Annotated in this window: 18 protein-coding genes and 2 pseudogenes; 10 read left to right on the forward strand and 10 right to left on the reverse strand. The window is 61.1% G+C overall.

Translation table 11 applies throughout. The features are described 5' to 3' along the window. The 4 genes and pseudogenes from VMR39_RS00805 to VMR39_RS00820 all read left to right on the forward strand — a co-directional run. Nucleotides 1-231 (forward strand): annotated as a pseudogene (locus VMR39_RS00805) (NADH oxidase); the annotation flags it as partial. After that, the gene (locus VMR39_RS00810) at nucleotides 195-1,022 is read left to right on the forward strand and encodes a zinc-binding dehydrogenase (protein ID WP_325413403.1); all 828 of its coding nucleotides are present in this window, start codon (nucleotides 195-197) and stop codon (nucleotides 1,020-1,022) included. The pseudogene VMR39_RS00805 and the gene VMR39_RS00810, both read left to right, overlap by 37 nt. A 337-nt stretch (nucleotides 1,023-1,359) precedes the next feature. Then, nucleotides 1,360-1,587, forward strand: coding sequence for a DUF3072 domain-containing protein (locus VMR39_RS00815; RefSeq protein ID WP_096062153.1), 228 nt, complete (start codon nucleotides 1,360-1,362; stop codon nucleotides 1,585-1,587). Nucleotides 1,588-1,606: 19 nt separating this feature from the next. Continuing rightward, complete coding sequence (locus VMR39_RS00820) at nucleotides 1,607-2,260, forward strand: alpha/beta hydrolase (RefSeq protein ID WP_325413408.1); 654 nt, start codon at nucleotides 1,607-1,609, stop codon at nucleotides 2,258-2,260. A 217-nt stretch (nucleotides 2,261-2,477) separates the two neighbouring features. Here the strand turns inward: VMR39_RS00820 and VMR39_RS00825 are convergent, their stop codons facing one another. The 5 genes from VMR39_RS00825 to VMR39_RS00845 form a co-directional block, all read right to left on the reverse strand. Next, a complete protein-coding gene (locus VMR39_RS00825) occupies nucleotides 2,478-2,663 on the reverse strand; it encodes a hypothetical protein (protein WP_325413410.1) in 186 nt (61 codons plus the stop codon). Between the two features lie 280 nt (nucleotides 2,664-2,943). Next, entirely contained in the window at nucleotides 2,944-3,435 is a 492-nt protein-coding gene (locus tag VMR39_RS00830; protein ID WP_325413412.1) for a MucR family transcriptional regulator, read from the reverse strand. 293 nt (nucleotides 3,436-3,728) lie between these two features. Then, complete coding sequence (locus VMR39_RS00835) at nucleotides 3,729-3,929, reverse strand: DUF5818 domain-containing protein (protein WP_325413434.1); 201 nt, start codon at nucleotides 3,927-3,929, stop codon at nucleotides 3,729-3,731. A gap of 62 nt (nucleotides 3,930-3,991) precedes the next feature. Continuing rightward, on the reverse strand, nucleotides 3,992-4,177 hold the full coding sequence (locus VMR39_RS00840; RefSeq protein ID WP_325413414.1) for a hypothetical protein: 186 nt from the start codon (nucleotides 4,175-4,177) through the stop codon (nucleotides 3,992-3,994). A gap of 214 nt (nucleotides 4,178-4,391) precedes the next feature. After that, nucleotides 4,392-4,526, reverse strand: coding sequence for a hypothetical protein (locus VMR39_RS00845; protein WP_325413438.1), 135 nt, complete (start codon nucleotides 4,524-4,526; stop codon nucleotides 4,392-4,394). A gap of 193 nt (nucleotides 4,527-4,719) precedes the next feature. Here VMR39_RS00845 and VMR39_RS00850 point away from each other — a divergent pair, with 193 nt between their 5' ends. From VMR39_RS00850 to VMR39_RS00870, 5 genes are all read left to right on the forward strand, one after another. Next, a complete protein-coding gene (locus VMR39_RS00850; protein WP_325413436.1) occupies nucleotides 4,720-5,448 on the forward strand; it encodes an EAL domain-containing protein in 729 nt (242 codons plus the stop codon). Nucleotides 5,449-5,641: 193 nt separating this feature from the next. Continuing rightward, nucleotides 5,642-7,492: a GGDEF domain-containing protein gene (locus tag VMR39_RS00855; protein ID WP_325413416.1), complete on the forward strand. Its 1,851-nt coding sequence runs from the start codon at nucleotides 5,642-5,644 to the stop codon at nucleotides 7,490-7,492. Nucleotides 7,493-7,594: 102 nt separating this feature from the next. After that, complete coding sequence (locus VMR39_RS00860) at nucleotides 7,595-8,431, forward strand: SHOCT domain-containing protein (protein WP_325413418.1); 837 nt, start codon at nucleotides 7,595-7,597, stop codon at nucleotides 8,429-8,431. 77 nt (nucleotides 8,432-8,508) lie between these two features. Further along, a complete protein-coding gene (locus VMR39_RS00865) occupies nucleotides 8,509-9,342 on the forward strand; it encodes a TIGR02587 family membrane protein (protein WP_325413420.1) in 834 nt (277 codons plus the stop codon). Between the two features lie 96 nt (nucleotides 9,343-9,438). Next, on the forward strand, nucleotides 9,439-9,747 hold the full coding sequence (locus tag VMR39_RS00870; RefSeq protein ID WP_325413422.1) for a hypothetical protein: 309 nt from the start codon (nucleotides 9,439-9,441) through the stop codon (nucleotides 9,745-9,747). A 207-nt stretch (nucleotides 9,748-9,954) separates the two neighbouring features. On the opposite strand, the pseudogene VMR39_RS00875 reads toward VMR39_RS00870, so the two are convergent. From VMR39_RS00875 to VMR39_RS00890, 4 genes and pseudogenes are all read right to left on the reverse strand, one after another. Then, nucleotides 9,955-10,281, reverse strand: a pseudogene (locus VMR39_RS00875) (GGDEF domain-containing protein); the annotation flags it as partial. A 118-nt stretch (nucleotides 10,282-10,399) separates the two neighbouring features. After that, entirely contained in the window at nucleotides 10,400-11,509 is a 1,110-nt protein-coding gene (locus VMR39_RS00880; RefSeq protein WP_325413424.1) for a vWA domain-containing protein, read from the reverse strand. Nucleotides 11,510-11,654: 145 nt separating this feature from the next. Next, nucleotides 11,655-12,587 (reverse strand): exonuclease domain-containing protein, encoded by a 933-nt coding sequence (locus tag VMR39_RS00885; protein ID WP_325413426.1) that lies wholly within the window; start codon nucleotides 12,585-12,587, stop codon nucleotides 11,655-11,657. Between the two features lie 555 nt (nucleotides 12,588-13,142). Then, nucleotides 13,143-14,453, reverse strand: a complete 1,311-nt coding sequence (locus VMR39_RS00890; RefSeq protein ID WP_325413428.1) for a cation:proton antiporter — start codon at nucleotides 14,451-14,453, stop codon at nucleotides 13,143-13,145. A gap of 156 nt (nucleotides 14,454-14,609) precedes the next feature. Here VMR39_RS00890 and VMR39_RS00895 point away from each other — a divergent pair, with 156 nt between their 5' ends. Further along, nucleotides 14,610-15,296 carry an MgtC/SapB family protein gene (locus tag VMR39_RS00895; RefSeq protein WP_325413430.1) on the forward strand — a complete coding sequence of 229 codons (687 nt, stop codon included), beginning with the start codon at nucleotides 14,610-14,612 and terminating at the stop codon, nucleotides 15,294-15,296. A 244-nt stretch (nucleotides 15,297-15,540) separates the two neighbouring features. Here the strand turns inward: VMR39_RS00895 and VMR39_RS00900 are convergent, their stop codons facing one another. After that, nucleotides 15,541-15,837 carry a hypothetical protein gene (locus tag VMR39_RS00900; protein WP_325413432.1) on the reverse strand — a complete coding sequence of 99 codons (297 nt, stop codon included), beginning with the start codon at nucleotides 15,835-15,837 and terminating at the stop codon, nucleotides 15,541-15,543. Nucleotides 15,838-16,256 lie beyond the last annotated feature (419 nt).

Raw genomic sequence — 16,256 nt, forward strand, 5'->3', positions numbered from 1 at the left:
GACGAGATCGTCGTCCGTGTAGAGGCAGCGCCCATTAATCCGAGCGATCTGGGCCTGCTTCTGGGTCCAGCGGACCTTTCCACGCTGGAAACCCGCGACGGCGAGGGCCTGACTTTGCGCGTGCCAGCGAGCCGATTGCAAAGTGTCGCGGGCAGGCTTGGCCAATCTACCCCCGCCGGCAATGAGGGGCTGGCTTGGTCGTTGCTGCGGGCAAGGACGCCGCTCACCTGAAGGGCAAGCGCGTAGGGATGATCGGAGGCGGCATGTACGCTGATTATCGGCGCGTCAACGCGCGAGACGTAATTCCTCTTCCTGACGGCGCGACCGCTGCGGAAGGCGCTTCCATGTTTGTAAATCCGCTGACCGCGCTTGGCTTTGTCGAGACGGCGCGGCGGGAAGGACACAAAGCGATCGTGCACACCGCAGCAGCCTCCAACCTTGGGCAGATGCTCCAGAAGATTTGCCTGGCCGATGGCATCCCCCTCGTGAACATCGTCCGGTCGCAGGAACAGGCCGAGTTATTACGCGGCGTTGGCGCCACCCATGTCGTCAACAGCAAGGATGCGGATTTCAGCGCCAGCCTCACAAAAGCGGTCGAGGAGACCGGCGCAACGATTGCTTTCGACGCGATCGGTGGCGGCACGATTGGCAGCGAGATCGTGCAGGCCATGGAACGCGCCGCCGTCGGGCTCATGTCGGACTATAACCGCTACGGCTCGACCGAATTCAAACAGCTCTACATCTATGGGACGCTCGATCCGTCACCGACCACGCTCAACCGGCTGGCATTCGGATTCCAGTGGAGTGCATCGGGCTGGTTGCTCTTCCCATTCCTACAGAAGACTGATCCGCACGTCGTTCAAAACATGCGCCAGCGCGTAGTAGATGAACTGACGACGACATTCGCCAGCCACTACACCCGCGTAATAGGTCTGGCCGAAGCGCTCGAACCCGACGTGCTGCGCGTCTATGAACGAAAGGCAACAGGTGAGAAGTTTCTCATCGACCCCACGCGAGGCTGAACTCCGTGGGGAAGACCCGGCCCCATCCGCCACGGCGGTTTCGATCGATGCGAGCAAGATATTGCCAGCAGGGCCGGGCTCAGGATGAGCGACCATCGAGCAGTGGATGGTCGAGGTGGAGCCTCTATGATTTCCGATGCCTATAACATGGGCTGGAATAGCCGCCGTCGCTCACCATCGCCCAAGACGCACCATCTGCGCCTCACCAAGCGCTGCGGTCCGCGATCGCAACCCAGTCTGAGAGGTTGCGACATGATCGCGTGATGAGATGATTATTTCAGGAACCATCTTCAGCACATCTCGTTCAAGGAACAGAAGAAGAACATAGGAGCGAACCGTGGCTGAGCCATTGCATAACCCCAAGCTGGACGACGAACCGCAATCGAACACGCAAAAAGACCCCGACAATTGGGTTTCGGGCGATGATCCGATGACGGGCGCGCAGGCTTCCTATTTGACGACCCTGAGCGAAGAGGCGAAGGTGGATCCGCCAAGGCAAGATCTGAGCAAGGCGGAGGCATCAAAGCGGATCGACGATCTCAAAGCGAAACTGGACCTTTCTTGACCCTTATCAAGGCTAAGCTGTGGAGAAAATAGTCAACGGCGCGAGCCTGCAGCCATTGTCGGGAGAACGGCCCAAGCGGATCGTGCTTCTGCTTCACGGATTTGGGTCAAGCGGCGCGGACATGATCGCGCTGGCGCCAGCCTGGCGGCAAGCAATGCCGGAGACCTTGTTCCTAGCGCCGCATGCGCCGCAGCGCGGCCCAATGCATGGCGGTTACCAATGGTGGCCCCTCGGCGCACTCTCGTCTGCTGCGCTGGCGGCCGGCGCAGCGTCGGCAGCGCCCGCTATCGACGCGTTCATCGACCGAAAGCTTGACCAATATAGTCTTTCCGAGGCTGATCTTGCGATTGTAGGGTTCAGCCAAGGAACGATGATGGCGCTGCACGTGGGCCTTCGAAGGCGAGGCCCGGTAGCCGCGATCGTGGGCTATTCGGGCATGCTCGCCGGCACGGCGGACTTGCACCCTGAGACGCTGTGCAAACCGCCTATCCTGCTGATCCATGGATCGCAGGATAGTGTGGTGCCGCCCGCCGCGCTACGCATAGCGGAGAAAGAACTTCAGCGCCTGCGCTTACCGGTTACGACCCACCTCTCCATGGGATTGGATCATAGCGTGGACCTGGAAGGCCTCAATCTGGGCTGTGCCTTCGTCAACAATGCATTTGGCCGGTAGTTGGGACCAAGGCCGTTCGTCCGCCTCGGCCTTCGCTTACTCTGTACGGGACGGCGCCTTCTGAATCCTATTTCGAAGACAGATTAAGCGCTGGCCGCCAACGGAGGGCCCGCTCACCCTCGGCGTTGCACTCAATATCGATAACTGTGCACGGCGGGAGGTGGCCGGTCGCCGAACGGCGGCGGACCCACGCCGGGCGATCCGACCCCGTTCCAGCCTAACCTTCGGCAAGCGCCTTCATAACCTCTTGTATGCCTCCCTTCACCACTACATAATTGCCCTTCTCAAAGTTCACAGCGCTCGCGGCGTCCCCTCCCCTGAACCGCCGGACGAAATTCACGCGATCGGCATTCACCAGGATCAGCTCACCCTCTGCGGTTTCAAATTGCACATAGCCGTTCATGAAGCGTCCCTGATGTTGCGCAGCCCTCGCTTAAGCCAGCCGCTAAGAATGCGAGATAAATTTGGGAGGCGACGCGCCTCCTCCCAGCGTGGCAGGCACATACCCTCCCGTCCCGGCAAGAGGGCCAGCTGGAAAGGACCGCCCCATGGGGCAAGGGTGATGGCTGAGCCGATAGAAATGCTCCGGCGCCATGGCTCTAACAGGAGTACAAATCTGTTGGAAAATGCCGTCTGGCCCCTTTCTTGCCCACCCGACTATAGCTGTCCGGGTCGCGATTGGGTCAGGCCGGCTTCGCTTCGGCCTTTGCCTTCGGCTTCCGCCCCCGTGTCACCGGCGCTCTGGTGACCGGTTCCGCCGGAGCAGCGATCCTTGGCTTGCGGCCTAGCCCGATCTTCTGCGCCAGCTCTTTGCGCTGCTGCGCGTAGTTGGGCGCGGTCATCGGATAATCTGCAGGCAAGTTCCACTTGGCCCGATATTCGTGCGGAGACATCTGATAGGCGGTCCTCAAGTGCCGCTTGAGCATCTTCAGCTTCTTCCCGTCTTCCAGGCATATGATATAGTCCGGCTTGACCGACGTGCGGACGGAGACAGCGGGCTCCTGCTTGGCGACCTCGGGAGCGGACGGAGTGCCCAGACCCGCGAGTGCTAAATGAATGTTTGCGATGAGCTGCGACAGGTCGCCGATGGCCACCGAATTGTTCGAGACGTGCGCCGCGACAATGTCGGCCGTGAGCGTGATCAATGCGTCTTGCACGACAGCTACCTCAGTCATCTGGATGTTCGTCCTTTAAGGGAGGGAAATAGATCGCGCCAATTGCCGCATGCTGGTGCGCGTCAGATAGGGATGACGGGCACAATGTTCAAACCTGCTACCTTAGCTTTGCATCTCCACAATCGACATTTGGGCGATGCAGCTTGAGATCTCTTTCCGCATTAAAGCGCCGGCCTCGTCACCCGCCATTGCGAGCGCCCACCCCCTCTCGAGCGCCTTATCGACCGCCCCCTTCCAATGTCTTGTCATGAGCATCGAAGCGGCGCTCCACGGCACCTGACTCTGTGTGAGCGTCATAGTGGCGTCATCCGTTCCACTGCCACGACGTCGTGCCGCTCACGCACGCCGTCAATGCGCACCCTGCGACCGACCAGACTGCGCTGCCCGCTTAGCGCCAGGAGCCGCCACTGCCCGCCGTCGGGCAGGCGCAAAACCAACTGCCCGCTGTCGATCAGCAACAGTCCTTCAAGAGTGATTGGTCGTTCCAGGGGCATAGCCAAACAGGTCCGTTAATGTCGAAGACGATAGCGGTAAAATCGTTCGTCGCCTCGAATTTTCATTTTAGCGTGGGGTCCACGTCGCTCTCACCGCGCAAGGCGGACCGCCTTTGCGCCTTATTCTGCAAAGGAAGGTCGATTTCAGGTCTGTTCCATCGTGCAGCGCCGTCCAGGACAAGCAGATCTTCGGTATGGGTCAGGAAGGTGAACACCTTGTTGCAAACTTCGATCATCAGCGATTTCATTTCTTCGTCCGAAAGACGGGAGAGGCGTGTCCAGGGGATCTCTCCATAAGGCGTGACGACTTCACATCACTAAAGTCTCCTGCCGCGCTACACGGAACGGTCCCCGCGTGGAGGTCCTCCAAAGATTGTATTGCGTACGCACTGTTCGACTAGGGCCAGAGTGAAACGTGCTATCTTCTCGTTTTAACCGCGCCGGGTCTGCCCGAGGCGTTGGTTAGTAAGTCACTTTGCCATATCTATGTTGTTCGGCAGCATAATAATGATCTTCGGCTTCGGCAGGCGGGATGTTGCCGATGGGCTCCAGCAGCCGACGATGGTTGAACCAATCACTATCAGAGAAGTTGGACATGATTGATTTGCTCGCCTCGAGAGATGGCGCTCCAGACATCTTCGCGCAGGACGGCATCCTCATTTAGACGTGCGCGATAGCCATGCTTCACAGGCTGTTAGCATCTGCTCCGTAACCTCAAAATTCAGGAGGTATGGACGTGTTTACAGGTTGTGAAGGATGCAGGCAGGACGGGCATACTTTCGATATCGCAATGGCTTTTCAGCCGATTGTCGATATCGAGTCGGGACGCGCATTCGCGTTTGAAGCCCTCGTACGGGGGAGCAACGGCGAAGGAGCCGGCGAGATTCTCGCGCGCGTCACGCCTGAGAACCGCTATGCCTTCGATCAGCAGTGCCGCGTCGCCGCGATTGAAGGTGCAGTCGCCGCCGGCATCTTAAAAACAGATGCCCGGCTGTCGATTAATTTCTTGCCTAACGCTGTCTATTCGCCGGTTGCGTGCATCCAGCTGACCTTAAAGACTGCCAAGAAGACCGGCTTTCCTACCAATCGGCTAATCTTTGAATTTACCGAGAACGAGCAGATCACCGACACCGATCATGTCCAAACCATCGTTGATTCCTATCGCAAGATGGGCTTCGGCACGGCCATTGACGATTTCGGCGCCGGCCATGCGGGGCTGGGCCTGCTCGCCAAGTTCCAGACCGATTACATCAAACTCGACATGGACCTGGTGCGTGGTCTGGACACGAGCATGCCGCGCCGTCTGATCGTGGAGGGCGTGCTTCGGATCGCACGCTCCCTCAACATAACCGTAATCGCCGAGGGTATCGAGACGATCGGGGAATATGAAGCGCTGCGCGCACTCGGGGTCCGCTATATTCAGGGCTATCTGCTTGCGCGACCCGGGTTCAAGTTTCTGCCTGAGGCGGCGTTGCCCGAAGAATGCTTAGCTCCGGTCGCGCAGGCTGTGAGCCGGTAGATGTTAATGGTATCGGCGCAGGATCGCTGCTCATGCGTGGAAAATTGCGTCGTATCTTTTGGAATTTTTGCCCATCATCGGGCGAAGGAACCAGTCCCGGGAGAAAGCCGGAGCTGCGCTGAGGAGCGTCTAAGCGGCCGCATAAGGAGCAGCTTACCGCGGAAGAGCCAAACCTGGCGCTGAGGATCGAACCTTGTTGCAGTTGCAGAACATTATATTGGACATGGTGGCCAGGGGCGAGGAGCTGAAGGACACGGCTGACCGTCTTTGCAGAGAGGTTGAAGTGCTGCTGCCGGACGTCGTTTGCTCGATCCTCACCCTCGACAGGGCAAACACCTTACGCGCACTATCCGCCCCCTCACTTCCCGAAACCTATTCGCGCGCTATCGACGGTCTGCAGGCGGGCCCTGACAGCGGCTCCTGTGGGTCGGCTGCCTATTGGAGGAAACCGGTAGCCGTCACGGACATAGCGCAGGATCCCCGGTGGATATTATTCCGAGATCTGGTGCTGCCGCTTGGTTTCAGGGCCTGCTGGTCCAGTCCGATTTGTGATGCCAGGGGCGACGTGCTCGGAACCTTTGCATTTTACTATCGCGACAACAGAGGTCCGACCCAGGTCGAGATCGACATTGTTGGAGCTTGTGTACATCTCTGCGTCATAGCGCTGGAACGACATGACCGCGTGCTCGAACGGGATCGGCTTGCAAATGCAGATGGACTGACAGGTCTTGCAAACCGAGCGTGTTTCAATGCCGCGCTCGCGGCCTTGGATTGTAATGAACCTGGCACTTGGGCACTGCTGGCGCTTGATCTGGATAATCTCAAGGTCGTGAACGACACCTTTGGTCATCATGCCGGCGATATTCTCTTGAAGTGCGTCGGTGCCCGGCTGGTCGAGGCTTGTGCGCCCGACCGCGCCTATCGTCTTGGTGGGGACGAATTTGCAGTCATCGTCCAGGCACATGATGCTTTGCGCGACCTAGATGGAGCAGCGGACAAAATCCTCGAACGGCTCGCTGAATCTGTCGAGGGGCTTGGTCATATCCTCTTTCCCCGTGCCACGATAGGCGGAGCCGTCCTGGCGCCGACCGACCATGTCGCCGAGAGCGTGCGACAAAATGCGGACTTCGCTCTGTATCACGCGAAGGAGACGGGCCGGGGCGGGTTCGTCCGCTACTGGCCAGGAATCGGCACTTCTATCACGCAGCGCCTCTCGGTGATCCAGGAAGTGGGCGCAGCGCTTCGTGACGGCCGGATCGATGCCTATTATCAGCCCATATTTCGCTTGGACACGCGCGAGATTGTCGGCGTCGAGGCGCTGTGCCGAATGATCACGCGGGATGGACGGGTTCAGTCTGCCGCCCAGTTCATCGAAGCGACCTCCGACGCGCATATCGCCTGCGCTATCACTGACGCAATGCTCGCCCGTGTGGCTGCCGATGTCCGTCGCTGGCTGAATATGGGTATTCCATTCCAGCATGTGGGGATCAACGTCTCGTCGGCCGATTTCCATCGGGGCCGGCTATCCGAGCGGTTTTCCGAAGCATTTGATGCAGAGGAGGTTCCGCTCAACCATCTCATCGTCGAAGTTACCGAAGGGGTTTATCTCGATCAGCGCGACAATGTGATCGCGCGCGAGATTGCGACGATGCGCGGTCACGGTCTGAAGGTTGCGCTGGACGATTTTGGCACCGGGTTTGCGTCACTGACGCATCTTCTGACGGTGCCGACCGACATCATCAAGATCGACAGGTCCTTCATTGCCCGTCTCGCACCTGGTGATCCGAGTGCAGCAATCGTCAAAGGCTTGTTCTTCATCGCGAGCGAATTGGGCATCAGGGTGGTCGCAGAGGGCATCGAGACCGAAGAGCAAGCGGCGCAGCTGACCGAATTCGGGTGTACGCTCGGGCAGGGTTATCTGTACTCCCGCGCCGTTGATCGTGAGACGATGACATCCATGCTCACGCAAAACGCGCAATTTCCTGATTTTGAAACGCTTCCTATAAACGTTGAAGCGCGAAAGCGTACGGGCGCGCTGGAGTAACCCGGGTAGCTATATTCCTCGTTCATGATGACGTCGCTCAAGTTGATTACGCAAGGCGGTCCGTGCCAGGGAACCGAAGTCCTACCCGTTCGTCCCAACGAGATGGACACCCAATCTCAGCAGCGCGGCACCGCCGCGCTGAGGTATCTCACGCCTGAGGACGAGCAAGCCGTCGCCGATCTGGCCGCGCGACATGACGTCAGTCGCGAAGCCGTCGGGGTCTTGTTGGCAGCGATGGTCGCCGGTGGAGGCTCACAGGCGCAGTTCAACCATCCCGACCTGGGCGGCATGGGCCAATGGTCGCGCGGCGGCATGCTGATGGTAGGCGACATGTTCAATCATGGGCTCAAAGCCAAGGTCGCGGCGCTTGCGCAGGATCTGGCCGCGCTGGTGGATGGGGCGAACCTGCTCGTACCCGCCGATGCGACCTCGGCATCGGCTTGGGAATCCGGCCGCTGGCCTGCCGAACTCGGACGGCCAGGCTCGACCGGTTCGCAGAATGACATGCACTATGCGGTCTTCCCAGACACCCATCGCTTCGCAACCAGGGTGGGTAGCCGGACGACGGTCTACGATACGGCCGATCACCACATCAGCGGACTGGGCCAGCAGCAGGGCGGTGACCAGAGCGTGACGCTCACGAGCCAGCATGGGCCGATACGTCTAGAGAGCCTTCGCATCGTATCGCGCGGGGGCGGTCGCGATCCAGCAGGCGGCGGCGTGTCGGATGGCGATGAAGACGGAGAGCTGGCACCGCCGCGCGAAGCAGAGCCTGTCGACAAGCCATCGTCCTCCGCGCCGACCGCCTCAGCGATCCCCCCGGACGACCATGGCGTGATCTTCGCCAAGATCGAGGGCCTTGCAAAGCTGCGGGAGAAGGGAATTTTGAGTGCCGAGGAATATGCGGCCAAGAAGGCCGATCTCCTCGGGCGCCTCTAGATGCCCGGTAGCGGCATCTTGGGTCTGCCACCGCTCGCCATTGTTACCTACCGTCCATGGGCCGGATCTACGAGGCCATGACGGCACTGATCTCTGCCAATCGAGACTATGCGCTCGGGCTTGGCCGGGCCTTTGGCGGTGCCATCCTGTTCGGCCTACCCTTGCTGATGACAATGGAAATGTGGTCGCTGGGCGTCACGACCCATCCTTTGCGGCTGCTGCTATTCCTGGCGCTTAACTTCTGGGTGCTGGTCCTCCTCTCGCGCTTTGGCGGGTTCGAGCCGACCAGTAGCCTGGCCGAAGATCTGCTCGATGCGCTGGCTGCCTATGCGGTCGCGATCGTCGCCGCGGCAGCGGTTCTGGCTCTGTTTGGCCTGCTGCGCTTGGACACACCGCTCAATGAGTTGGTGGGTATGGTCGCGGTCCAGTCGGTCCCGGCCAGTTTCGGAGCGATGCTGGCGCGCAAGCAATTCAGCAGCGGTGACAGCCAGAAGGACGAGGATCAGGCTGCGCGGGCGGAGGGGTATGGCGGACAACTGTTCCTGATGCTGGCCGGATCGCTTTTCCTTGCCTTCAACGTCGCGCCGACCGAAGAAATCTCGCTCATCGGCTTCAAGATGACGCCCTGGCACAGCCTGGTGTTGGTGACAGCGTCGCTCCTGTTACTCCATCTGCTTGTCTTCGCCGTCGGACTGTCGGGACAGAAGGAGCGGCCCGAAGGCTATGGGACTGGACGGCTGTTCTTGGCTTATACCGTGCCGGGCTACGGTATCGCACTGCTTGTCAGCCTCTACGTGCTCTGGACCTTCGGCAGTACCGACGGGGAAAGCCTCGAAGCGTTGGCCGGCAGCATGGTCGTTCTCGGATTTCCTGCCGCCATCGGCGCGGCGATCGCCCGGCTGGTAATTTAGACCGTGGCGAACCGGGAAACCCTGCACGGCAAAACGCCTCTGCTTGAATGGATTGCAGCTTTTATCGGCTTTGTTCTCATTCTCGGCGTCGTCGCCGTGATCGCTCGAGAAGGGATCCGCGAACAGGCAGCGGAGCCGCCTTCCATCGCTATTCGCGCGGGCGCGATCAGTCCGGCAGGCGGCGGCCATGTGGTCGCGTTCGAGGCGGTCAATCAGTCGAACGGCACGGCGGTCGCTGTCGAGATCGAAGGGACGCTGATGTCCGGGATGTCTCTGGTCGAACAGAGCGGCGCGACGATCGACTATGTCCCCGGCCACGGACGCGCCAGCGGCGGGCTGTTCTTCAGCCAGGATCCGCGCAGATATAGCCTTGCGATCCGCGCGACGGGCTTTCAGGACCCGTGATCGGGCAAGAAGGTTGGGATGACCTCCAGCGCCTGACGCTTCATGGGTAATCAGATGACTGGCGGCGTCTGCCACCAGCACCGCGCCATGCGCCAAGATGAGACCGGGCGTATCAATCGCCTCCTGCTCGCAGGTTTCGATTGTCGTGGTCGCCGTGGCTAATGTATGGAACGCTGAAGGCCTCAGGTCTATCCCGTGCGCCCGCATCTACGCTTTTTGTCGTAGGCTGCCGGAACGGGGAATAGTCGTCAGATTCTCCGCAAGCGTGTACGCACCGCCAGTCTCGTCGCAAACAGACAATAATTGTTCCTGGCTTGACCGCTTTGCCTCGTACATGGCGTTGTCGGCGGCTCTCAGCAGGTCGTCGATTGTCGCGCCGTCCTGCGGATATCGGGCGATGCCGACGCTGGCGCCGCCGGTCAGATGTCGACCCCAGACATAGATGACTCCCCGATTTCCAGGATGATGTCGTTTGCGAATTGCCCGGACAGGTTTTTTCCAAGGGGCAGCTGACATAACCACGAGGAACTCGTCGTCACCAAATCTACGTTACCATGGTGCACTGGAACGGCTTTACGTGGTCGCGAGCCGCCTCAATGGACGGCGTGGCGGATGTCCACTTGTGGAAAGGGCGGTGGAGAAGCAACCACCATCAGCGCGCCTGTTCTGCCTTCGCGTTGATCGCTTCGTTCGCCCGGTCGCCCTTGGCCTCGGCTGCGCGCACAAATGCCTCGGCCCGGCGTTCGAGCGCGGCATGGCGCACAGCCAAAATCTTATCTGCGCGTTCCTCAAAGGCGACATCTTTGCCAGAAATGCGCTTCTTCGCGACGTCGGCGCTGACAGCGATGCGCTCCTTCGCAACGAGCCCGCCAGCGCAGATCCGCGCCTTGGCGGCGGCACCGGAGGCTGCGAGCCTGTTGTGCGCGACCGCGCCACTCTGAGCCAGGCGGTTCTTCGCCTTGCGCCCGTCCTCGCGAATCCGGGCGACGGTCGCGTCGACCTCGCGATCGGTCCTGGCATTGACGAACCTGCCGCCGCCGGCCGCAGCCACCGCCTGCAGCGATGCCGCTTCGCCGGACGGTACCGCGAAGCCGATGATATTGATGATCGCCTTGGTCGATCCCTCGTTGATCGACCGGGCCACCGCGACTGGATCGCCGCCACAGGTCTCCTGACCATCGGACACGACATAGATGACCTGCTCGCCGGGACGGCCATTGGCAGCAAGAAGCGCTTCGGCGCGTTGGAGCGCCGCGCTGAGCGGGGTCCATCCCACCGGCCGGATGGTCGAGACCGAGCGTACGAGCGCGGCTCGATCACGCGTCATCTGCACGCGCAGGTCGATGGCGGCGCAGGAGTGCGCCTTGCCATCCGCCCGGTTGTTGCCTGCCTGGCCGAACACCAGCAGGCCTGCTTCCGCTGCCGCCGGTAATTCCTCGACGAATGCCGCCGCGGCAGACTTGGCAAGATCGAGCTTCTGGCGGCTCGATACGCGACCCGCCATCGAGCCCGACGCGTCGATGGCGACGATCACTCGTGCCGGCGGTACCGGACCAGCGGCTTTGTCAGACGCCGTGAACGATGCGTCGACCAGCGCAGGATCGTTGAAACAGGCCTCGGGATCGCCAGCTTTGAACTGGTTAAGATAGGCCTCGATCTCGGGAGAGCCGTCAGCCATGCCCGCCGCGGCCTGCGTGTTGCCGTCGGTCGCACCATCCGTTTTGCGGTCGCAGCTGGCCAGCACCGGACATAGCGCCAGCATCGCGACAGCCGTGCACATCCTGATCAAGCGGTCAGGTCTTCGCGAATTGGGCGTCATAGTGCGAGGGTCACCGTATCGTCTCCGGCTATTCCATCCGCAAACTCGTGACTTGGAGCGCGCGTTCCCTCGGCCGCGGTTCGACCGCTCAGAGGTTGATGTAGCGTGCGCCGAGCGCGGCGGCGCTGACTATCTCGATGGCGTATCCCAGATCCTGCAGTTCACGGGCTCTGCGGAACTGGGCGTCGTAGCGAATATAGCCGAATGGCTCGTCCGCGCAGACCACGAGCATCGTCGTGGTTTTGCCGACCCCCGCGACGATCCGACCACCCTGGGCGGCGATGCGATGGGCCAGTTCGCCGTGACGCGGCTCGCCGAGTATCGCGAAGCGCTGGCCAGCTAGCGGGCCGTCGGGCGCGGGTTTGGGGCCGCGCTGCGCGGAAGCGCGTTTGGGAACGGTCAGCCAGTCCGCAAGCGGGATGCCGGTCTCCTCGACCGCGCGTAGCACGATCAGTCCGGCCGCGCGGGCATCGCTCAGCGCGTCATGATGTTTGAGGCGAATGCCGAGATGTTTCGAGACGATATTGAGCCGGTGGCTGGCCAGCTGCGGCCAGACGCGCTTGGCGACCCGCACGCTGTCGAGCCAGGTCGCTTCGATCGGCGTGCGGTCGTGAACGCGGCAGGCGGCGGTGAGCGCGCCCTTATCGAAATAGGAATGGGCAACCGTGACGCGGCCGGCGAGATGTCCGTCGATCACCTCGTGGAGATCGCCGAAGCACGGCTTGCCGGCAATATGATCCTCGGTGATGCCGTGGATGCGCGTATTGAAGCTGCTGAAATAGTCGCGCGGATCGATCAGCGTCTCATATTCGAATGCTATGTCGCCGTCGCGGAAACCGACAATTCCGATCTGGCAGATGCTGCTGACCCGGCCGCACGCGGTTTCGACATCGACCGACACGAAATCAGGCGCGTTATTGGCTGCGAACGGTGCGGCGACGGTCGCGGGCAGGCTATCGACTTGGGCGATCGGACGGAACATAACGCGATCATAGCGATGAAGCTCCGCGTCTCCAAGCATGGTTCGTCTCTCCACCCACATCATTCGTGCGCGGGTTCCATCGGTAGCTGCACGGTCAGATCCTCGCACAGAAAGCCGGTGAGCATCGTCGCAATCCAATTGCCCGCGCGAGCGGCACCAGATGATCGGTGCGCGGCAGAATGCAGAGATGTCCCTCGGGGCAGATGCGCGACAGCCAGAGTGCGTGTTCGGGCGTCACCACGTCATGGTCGCCCACGATTATCAGACGTGCGGGTTCGAGAGCCTCGAGTTCGGATGCGCAAATGGTCGTCGCGCAGCTGCCAGGCTCGCTCGCCCTTCAAAACGAGGTGCATTCACACCGCGCGTTAGGCTGTCGATTATCCCGCGAGCTTGTCGCGGCGACCCGCGAAGCTCCGTCAGGTACTTGGGGGGGTACAAGAGCTGACCCAGCATCGGTACATGCCAGGCATCGTGTCAATTTTGAGTTTCGACGATATTGTTGCCGAGATGGGCGCCCTTGCGGCCGGAGCCAGCCCGGCTCAAGGGGTTACATGCGCATACTGAGCGCCCCGCTCGACGCGCGGCTGTCGTTGATCACGGCCTGACACCTTGCGGCGGTCCGCCGGTCCGAGGCTCGGCGTCGTCCGCGTCGGGGTCGCGCCCATGCCGACGGTCCAGCGTCCGCATGGCTGGAGTGACGGTCAGACCGTGTAGCAGGATCGACAGCAGTGCGACCAAGCCCACGATCGCCCACAGCCTCGCGCTCTCATCAATTTGCAGATGGTTGAGGCCGTAGGCGAGATAGTAGAACGATCCGACACCCCGAATGCCGAAAAAGGCGATCGTTCTCTTCTCCGACTGACTCGCATTAAATCCTGCAAGCGCGATCATGCCGCCAACCGGCCGGACGATCAGCAGGATCGCTACCGCCGCCACTAGGTCCACCCATTGCAGCGGCCGCAACAGACCGCTGACCAGCGCGCCCCCAAACAGCAGCAGCAGGACCATCATCGCGAGCCGTTCGACCTGCTCCGTCAGGTCGTGCATCTGCCGGTTGAACTCATGGTCGCGATGCGACCGGCGCAGGGTCAGCGCAGTTACGAAAACGGCCAGGAAACCGTAGCAGTGCAGCATCTCGGTGACGCCATAGGAGACGAAGGTGGCGGAAATCGCGATCAGTCCGTCGCCAGTCTTGGACAGCCTTGTATCAGCAGGAACATGAAAGGTGAGCCACCCAAACAGACGGCCGATGAGCCAGCCCCCGAGCACGCCAGCAAGAATCTCCCACAGGACATTGTGCAGCAGCCATTGTTTCGCCCATGGCTCGCCCGTCGTTGCGGCAAGCCCCAAGGCTATGGCGAGATGCACGAACGGGAAAGCGAAGCCGTCGTTCAACCCCGCTTCGGACGTAAGCCCAAAGCGCACCTCGTCCTCCTCGCCGGTTTTGGGCGGGCCGACCTGGACGTCGGACGCAAGCACAGGATCAGTTGGCGCCAGGCTCGCCGCCAGGAGCAGGGCGGCAACCCACGAGAGGCCAAGCCACATGCCGCCGATTGCCGTGATGGCCAGGATGCCGAGCGGCATGGTGATGGCCAACAAGCGCCAGGTGACGTTCCACTTTCGCCAACTAAAGGGTCGGTCCAGCTTGAGGCCCGCACCCATCAAGGCGATGATCACGACCAGTTCGGTGAAGCGCTCGGTGATCCCCGGATATGTGAGGGGCAGCGGCCGAAGCGTGACCGCCGGGATTGAGAATATGGCTACGCCAATGCCGATGCACACGATGGGCAAGGACAGCGGCAGGCGCTTGAGCGCCAGAGGGAGCCAGGCGACCAACGCAATCAGCAGCCCGGCGCCAGTCAGGATGAGGATGTAAGGGTCTGGCGTTGGGCTAATCGGCTGCATCGGCTCCCAACGATGGAACCGGGTCATCGGCTACAACGCGCATGGTGGATTGTTGAATTTCGGCGGATCGGCCGTTTACGCGTTAACCGCCAATAATCATAAGTCCAGTTGCTTCCACAGCCGGAACCATGTGTTGGCCCATGGGGTATGTCACGGATGAACCTTTTTGATCCGGAACTGGCCTATCCCATACTCGGGGCGGTCGTCGCAGGCGCCATCATCGGAGCAGAGCGTGAGTATAGGGCAAGCCCGGCGGGTTTTCGCACCCACATACTGGTCAGCCTGTCCTGTGCGCTCCTCATGCTTGCCGCTGTTCATCAGGTCAGGTGGCTGAGCGATACGCCGAGCGAAATCATAAGGATTGATCCCGTCCGTATGGCGCACGGCATCCTGACCGGCATCGGATTCCTGTGCGGCGGCGTGATCTTCCGCGAGGGCTTTGGCGTGCGTGGGCTCACCACCGCCGCCTCACTCTGGATGACTGCCTCGCTTGGCATATTGTTTGGAGTTGGCTTTTACGCCCTCGCGATTGCTGGCGCAGTGGCCACGGTATGCGTCCTGGCGGCCGTGCGCGCGTCCGAGACGATGCTGCCCCAGCGCCGGTATGCGAACGTGAAGGTCCGCTTCTTACGGTCGGCATCGGTGTCGCAACAGGACTTTCGGGATCGCGTGTCTGGCGCCGGTTTGCTGGTAACCTCGGTTCAGCAGCGCATGGAGCGCGACAGCATGGAGTTCAGCGCGACGGTCAGCGGCGACAGCGAGGAAAGGATGGGTCGCCTCACCTGCGAACTGCGATCCGACCAAGATGTAATGGGCTTCGACTACATTCCGCACGACGTGTGAGATGAGAGGTGCTCTCGAATGACACCCGTCGCTTGCGGTCTCGAAGGCAGCGGCTGAAGGATGAGATCGCTACTTCGCCAATACCGACTGCGGAGCGCAGGTGCTCAGCAGATATTATTGGCGATCACGCGGCGCTCGCGACCATGGCCGACGCAACCTATAATAGCGCACGGGCGCCCCTTTGAGCATATTGCATGAGCAAGATAACCGAGGCTGGTCGCCTCGCCACTCTACCGACTGCGGCTCAGTTCCCGTTGATCACCTTTTCACGCTCCGCTGGTGACAGCTTGTCCGCATTCACGTCAGAATCATCGATCGCCTCTTCCTTCGCATCGCCGGCCTCCCGGGTAGCGTCAGCGTTGGCCTGCATCAGGTCCTCAGCTGTGCCGGTCATGTTGTCGGCCATGGCGTCCATCTTGTCTGCCTTGTTTTCGGCGGCCTCCTGGGCCTGCTCGCCCAGCTTGTCGTCGCCCTTGCCGCCGCACGCGGCCAGCGCCAGACTGAGGCCGAATACTGCAATCAAGGTGGATGAGCGATCCATGACGTGTCTCCCTGAAATGATAGGGTATAACCGTCCACGATGCTCTTGGGTCCGCCCGCCCGCCGATTCATCGGGGTAGATTGGTACAGCGACATAGCGGCCTAGCTACCGGGCTTGGCAACCAGTGGTATGGCGCAGTCGCCCCTTTGATACCCACTGAACATCAGGTCCGCCCTCTAACTGACCCACAAAATACTGTCCTTGGGGCGATTGTCCTGTGCGCAATCGCGTCGCCCACCCTTCACTTTTGCCGACTGCCTGCGCGCCAGACAAACGGGGCGTGCCTTTCAGGCATCCTCTCCTAAACCTTTTCGGGCTGGTCTTCGGATCGGCCTTTTTTGTCCGCCGGGTTCCGCGAGGGAAGCCGCGCTCGAGCCGCGCCGAATGATATAAATCTGGAGCAGAGCCGCCCAGGACCG

This window comes from Sphingobium sp. (assembly GCF_035511395.1).
Taxonomy (GTDB): domain Bacteria; phylum Pseudomonadota; class Alphaproteobacteria; order Sphingomonadales; family Sphingomonadaceae; genus Sphingobium.

Bases quoted from the DNA above. Each gene is read 5' to 3' on its own strand.
- VMR39_RS00825 (WP_325413410.1), bottom strand. From the start codon at position 2,663: ATGAACGGCTATGTGCAATTTGAAACCGCAGAGGGTGAGCTGATCCTG.
- VMR39_RS00830 (WP_325413412.1), bottom strand. From the start codon at position 3,435: ATGACTGAGGTAGCTGTCGTGCAAGACGCATTGATCACGCTCACGGCC.
- VMR39_RS00835 (WP_325413434.1), bottom strand. From the start codon at position 3,929: ATGCCCCTGGAACGACCAATCACTCTTGAAGGACTGTTGCTGATCGAC.
- VMR39_RS00840 (WP_325413414.1), bottom strand. From the start codon at position 4,177: ATGAAATCGCTGATGATCGAAGTTTGCAACAAGGTGTTCACCTTCCTG.
- VMR39_RS00845 (WP_325413438.1), bottom strand. From the start codon at position 4,526: ATGTCCAACTTCTCTGATAGTGATTGGTTCAACCATCGTCGGCTGCTG.
- VMR39_RS00850 (WP_325413436.1), top strand. From the start codon at position 4,720: ATGGCTTTTCAGCCGATTGTCGATATCGAGTCGGGACGCGCATTCGCG.
- VMR39_RS00860 (WP_325413418.1), top strand. From the start codon at position 7,595: ATGGACACCCAATCTCAGCAGCGCGGCACCGCCGCGCTGAGGTATCTC.
- VMR39_RS00865 (WP_325413420.1), top strand. From the start codon at position 8,509: ATGACGGCACTGATCTCTGCCAATCGAGACTATGCGCTCGGGCTTGGC.
- VMR39_RS00880 (WP_325413424.1), bottom strand. From the start codon at position 11,509: ATGCTGGCGCTATGTCCGGTGCTGGCCAGCTGCGACCGCAAAACGGAT.
- VMR39_RS00885 (WP_325413426.1), bottom strand. From the start codon at position 12,587: ATGCTTGGAGACGCGGAGCTTCATCGCTATGATCGCGTTATGTTCCGT.
- VMR39_RS00890 (WP_325413428.1), bottom strand. From the start codon at position 14,453: ATGCAGCCGATTAGCCCAACGCCAGACCCTTACATCCTCATCCTGACT.
- VMR39_RS00895 (WP_325413430.1), top strand. From the start codon at position 14,610: ATGAACCTTTTTGATCCGGAACTGGCCTATCCCATACTCGGGGCGGTC.
- VMR39_RS00900 (WP_325413432.1), bottom strand. From the start codon at position 15,837: ATGGATCGCTCATCCACCTTGATTGCAGTATTCGGCCTCAGTCTGGCG.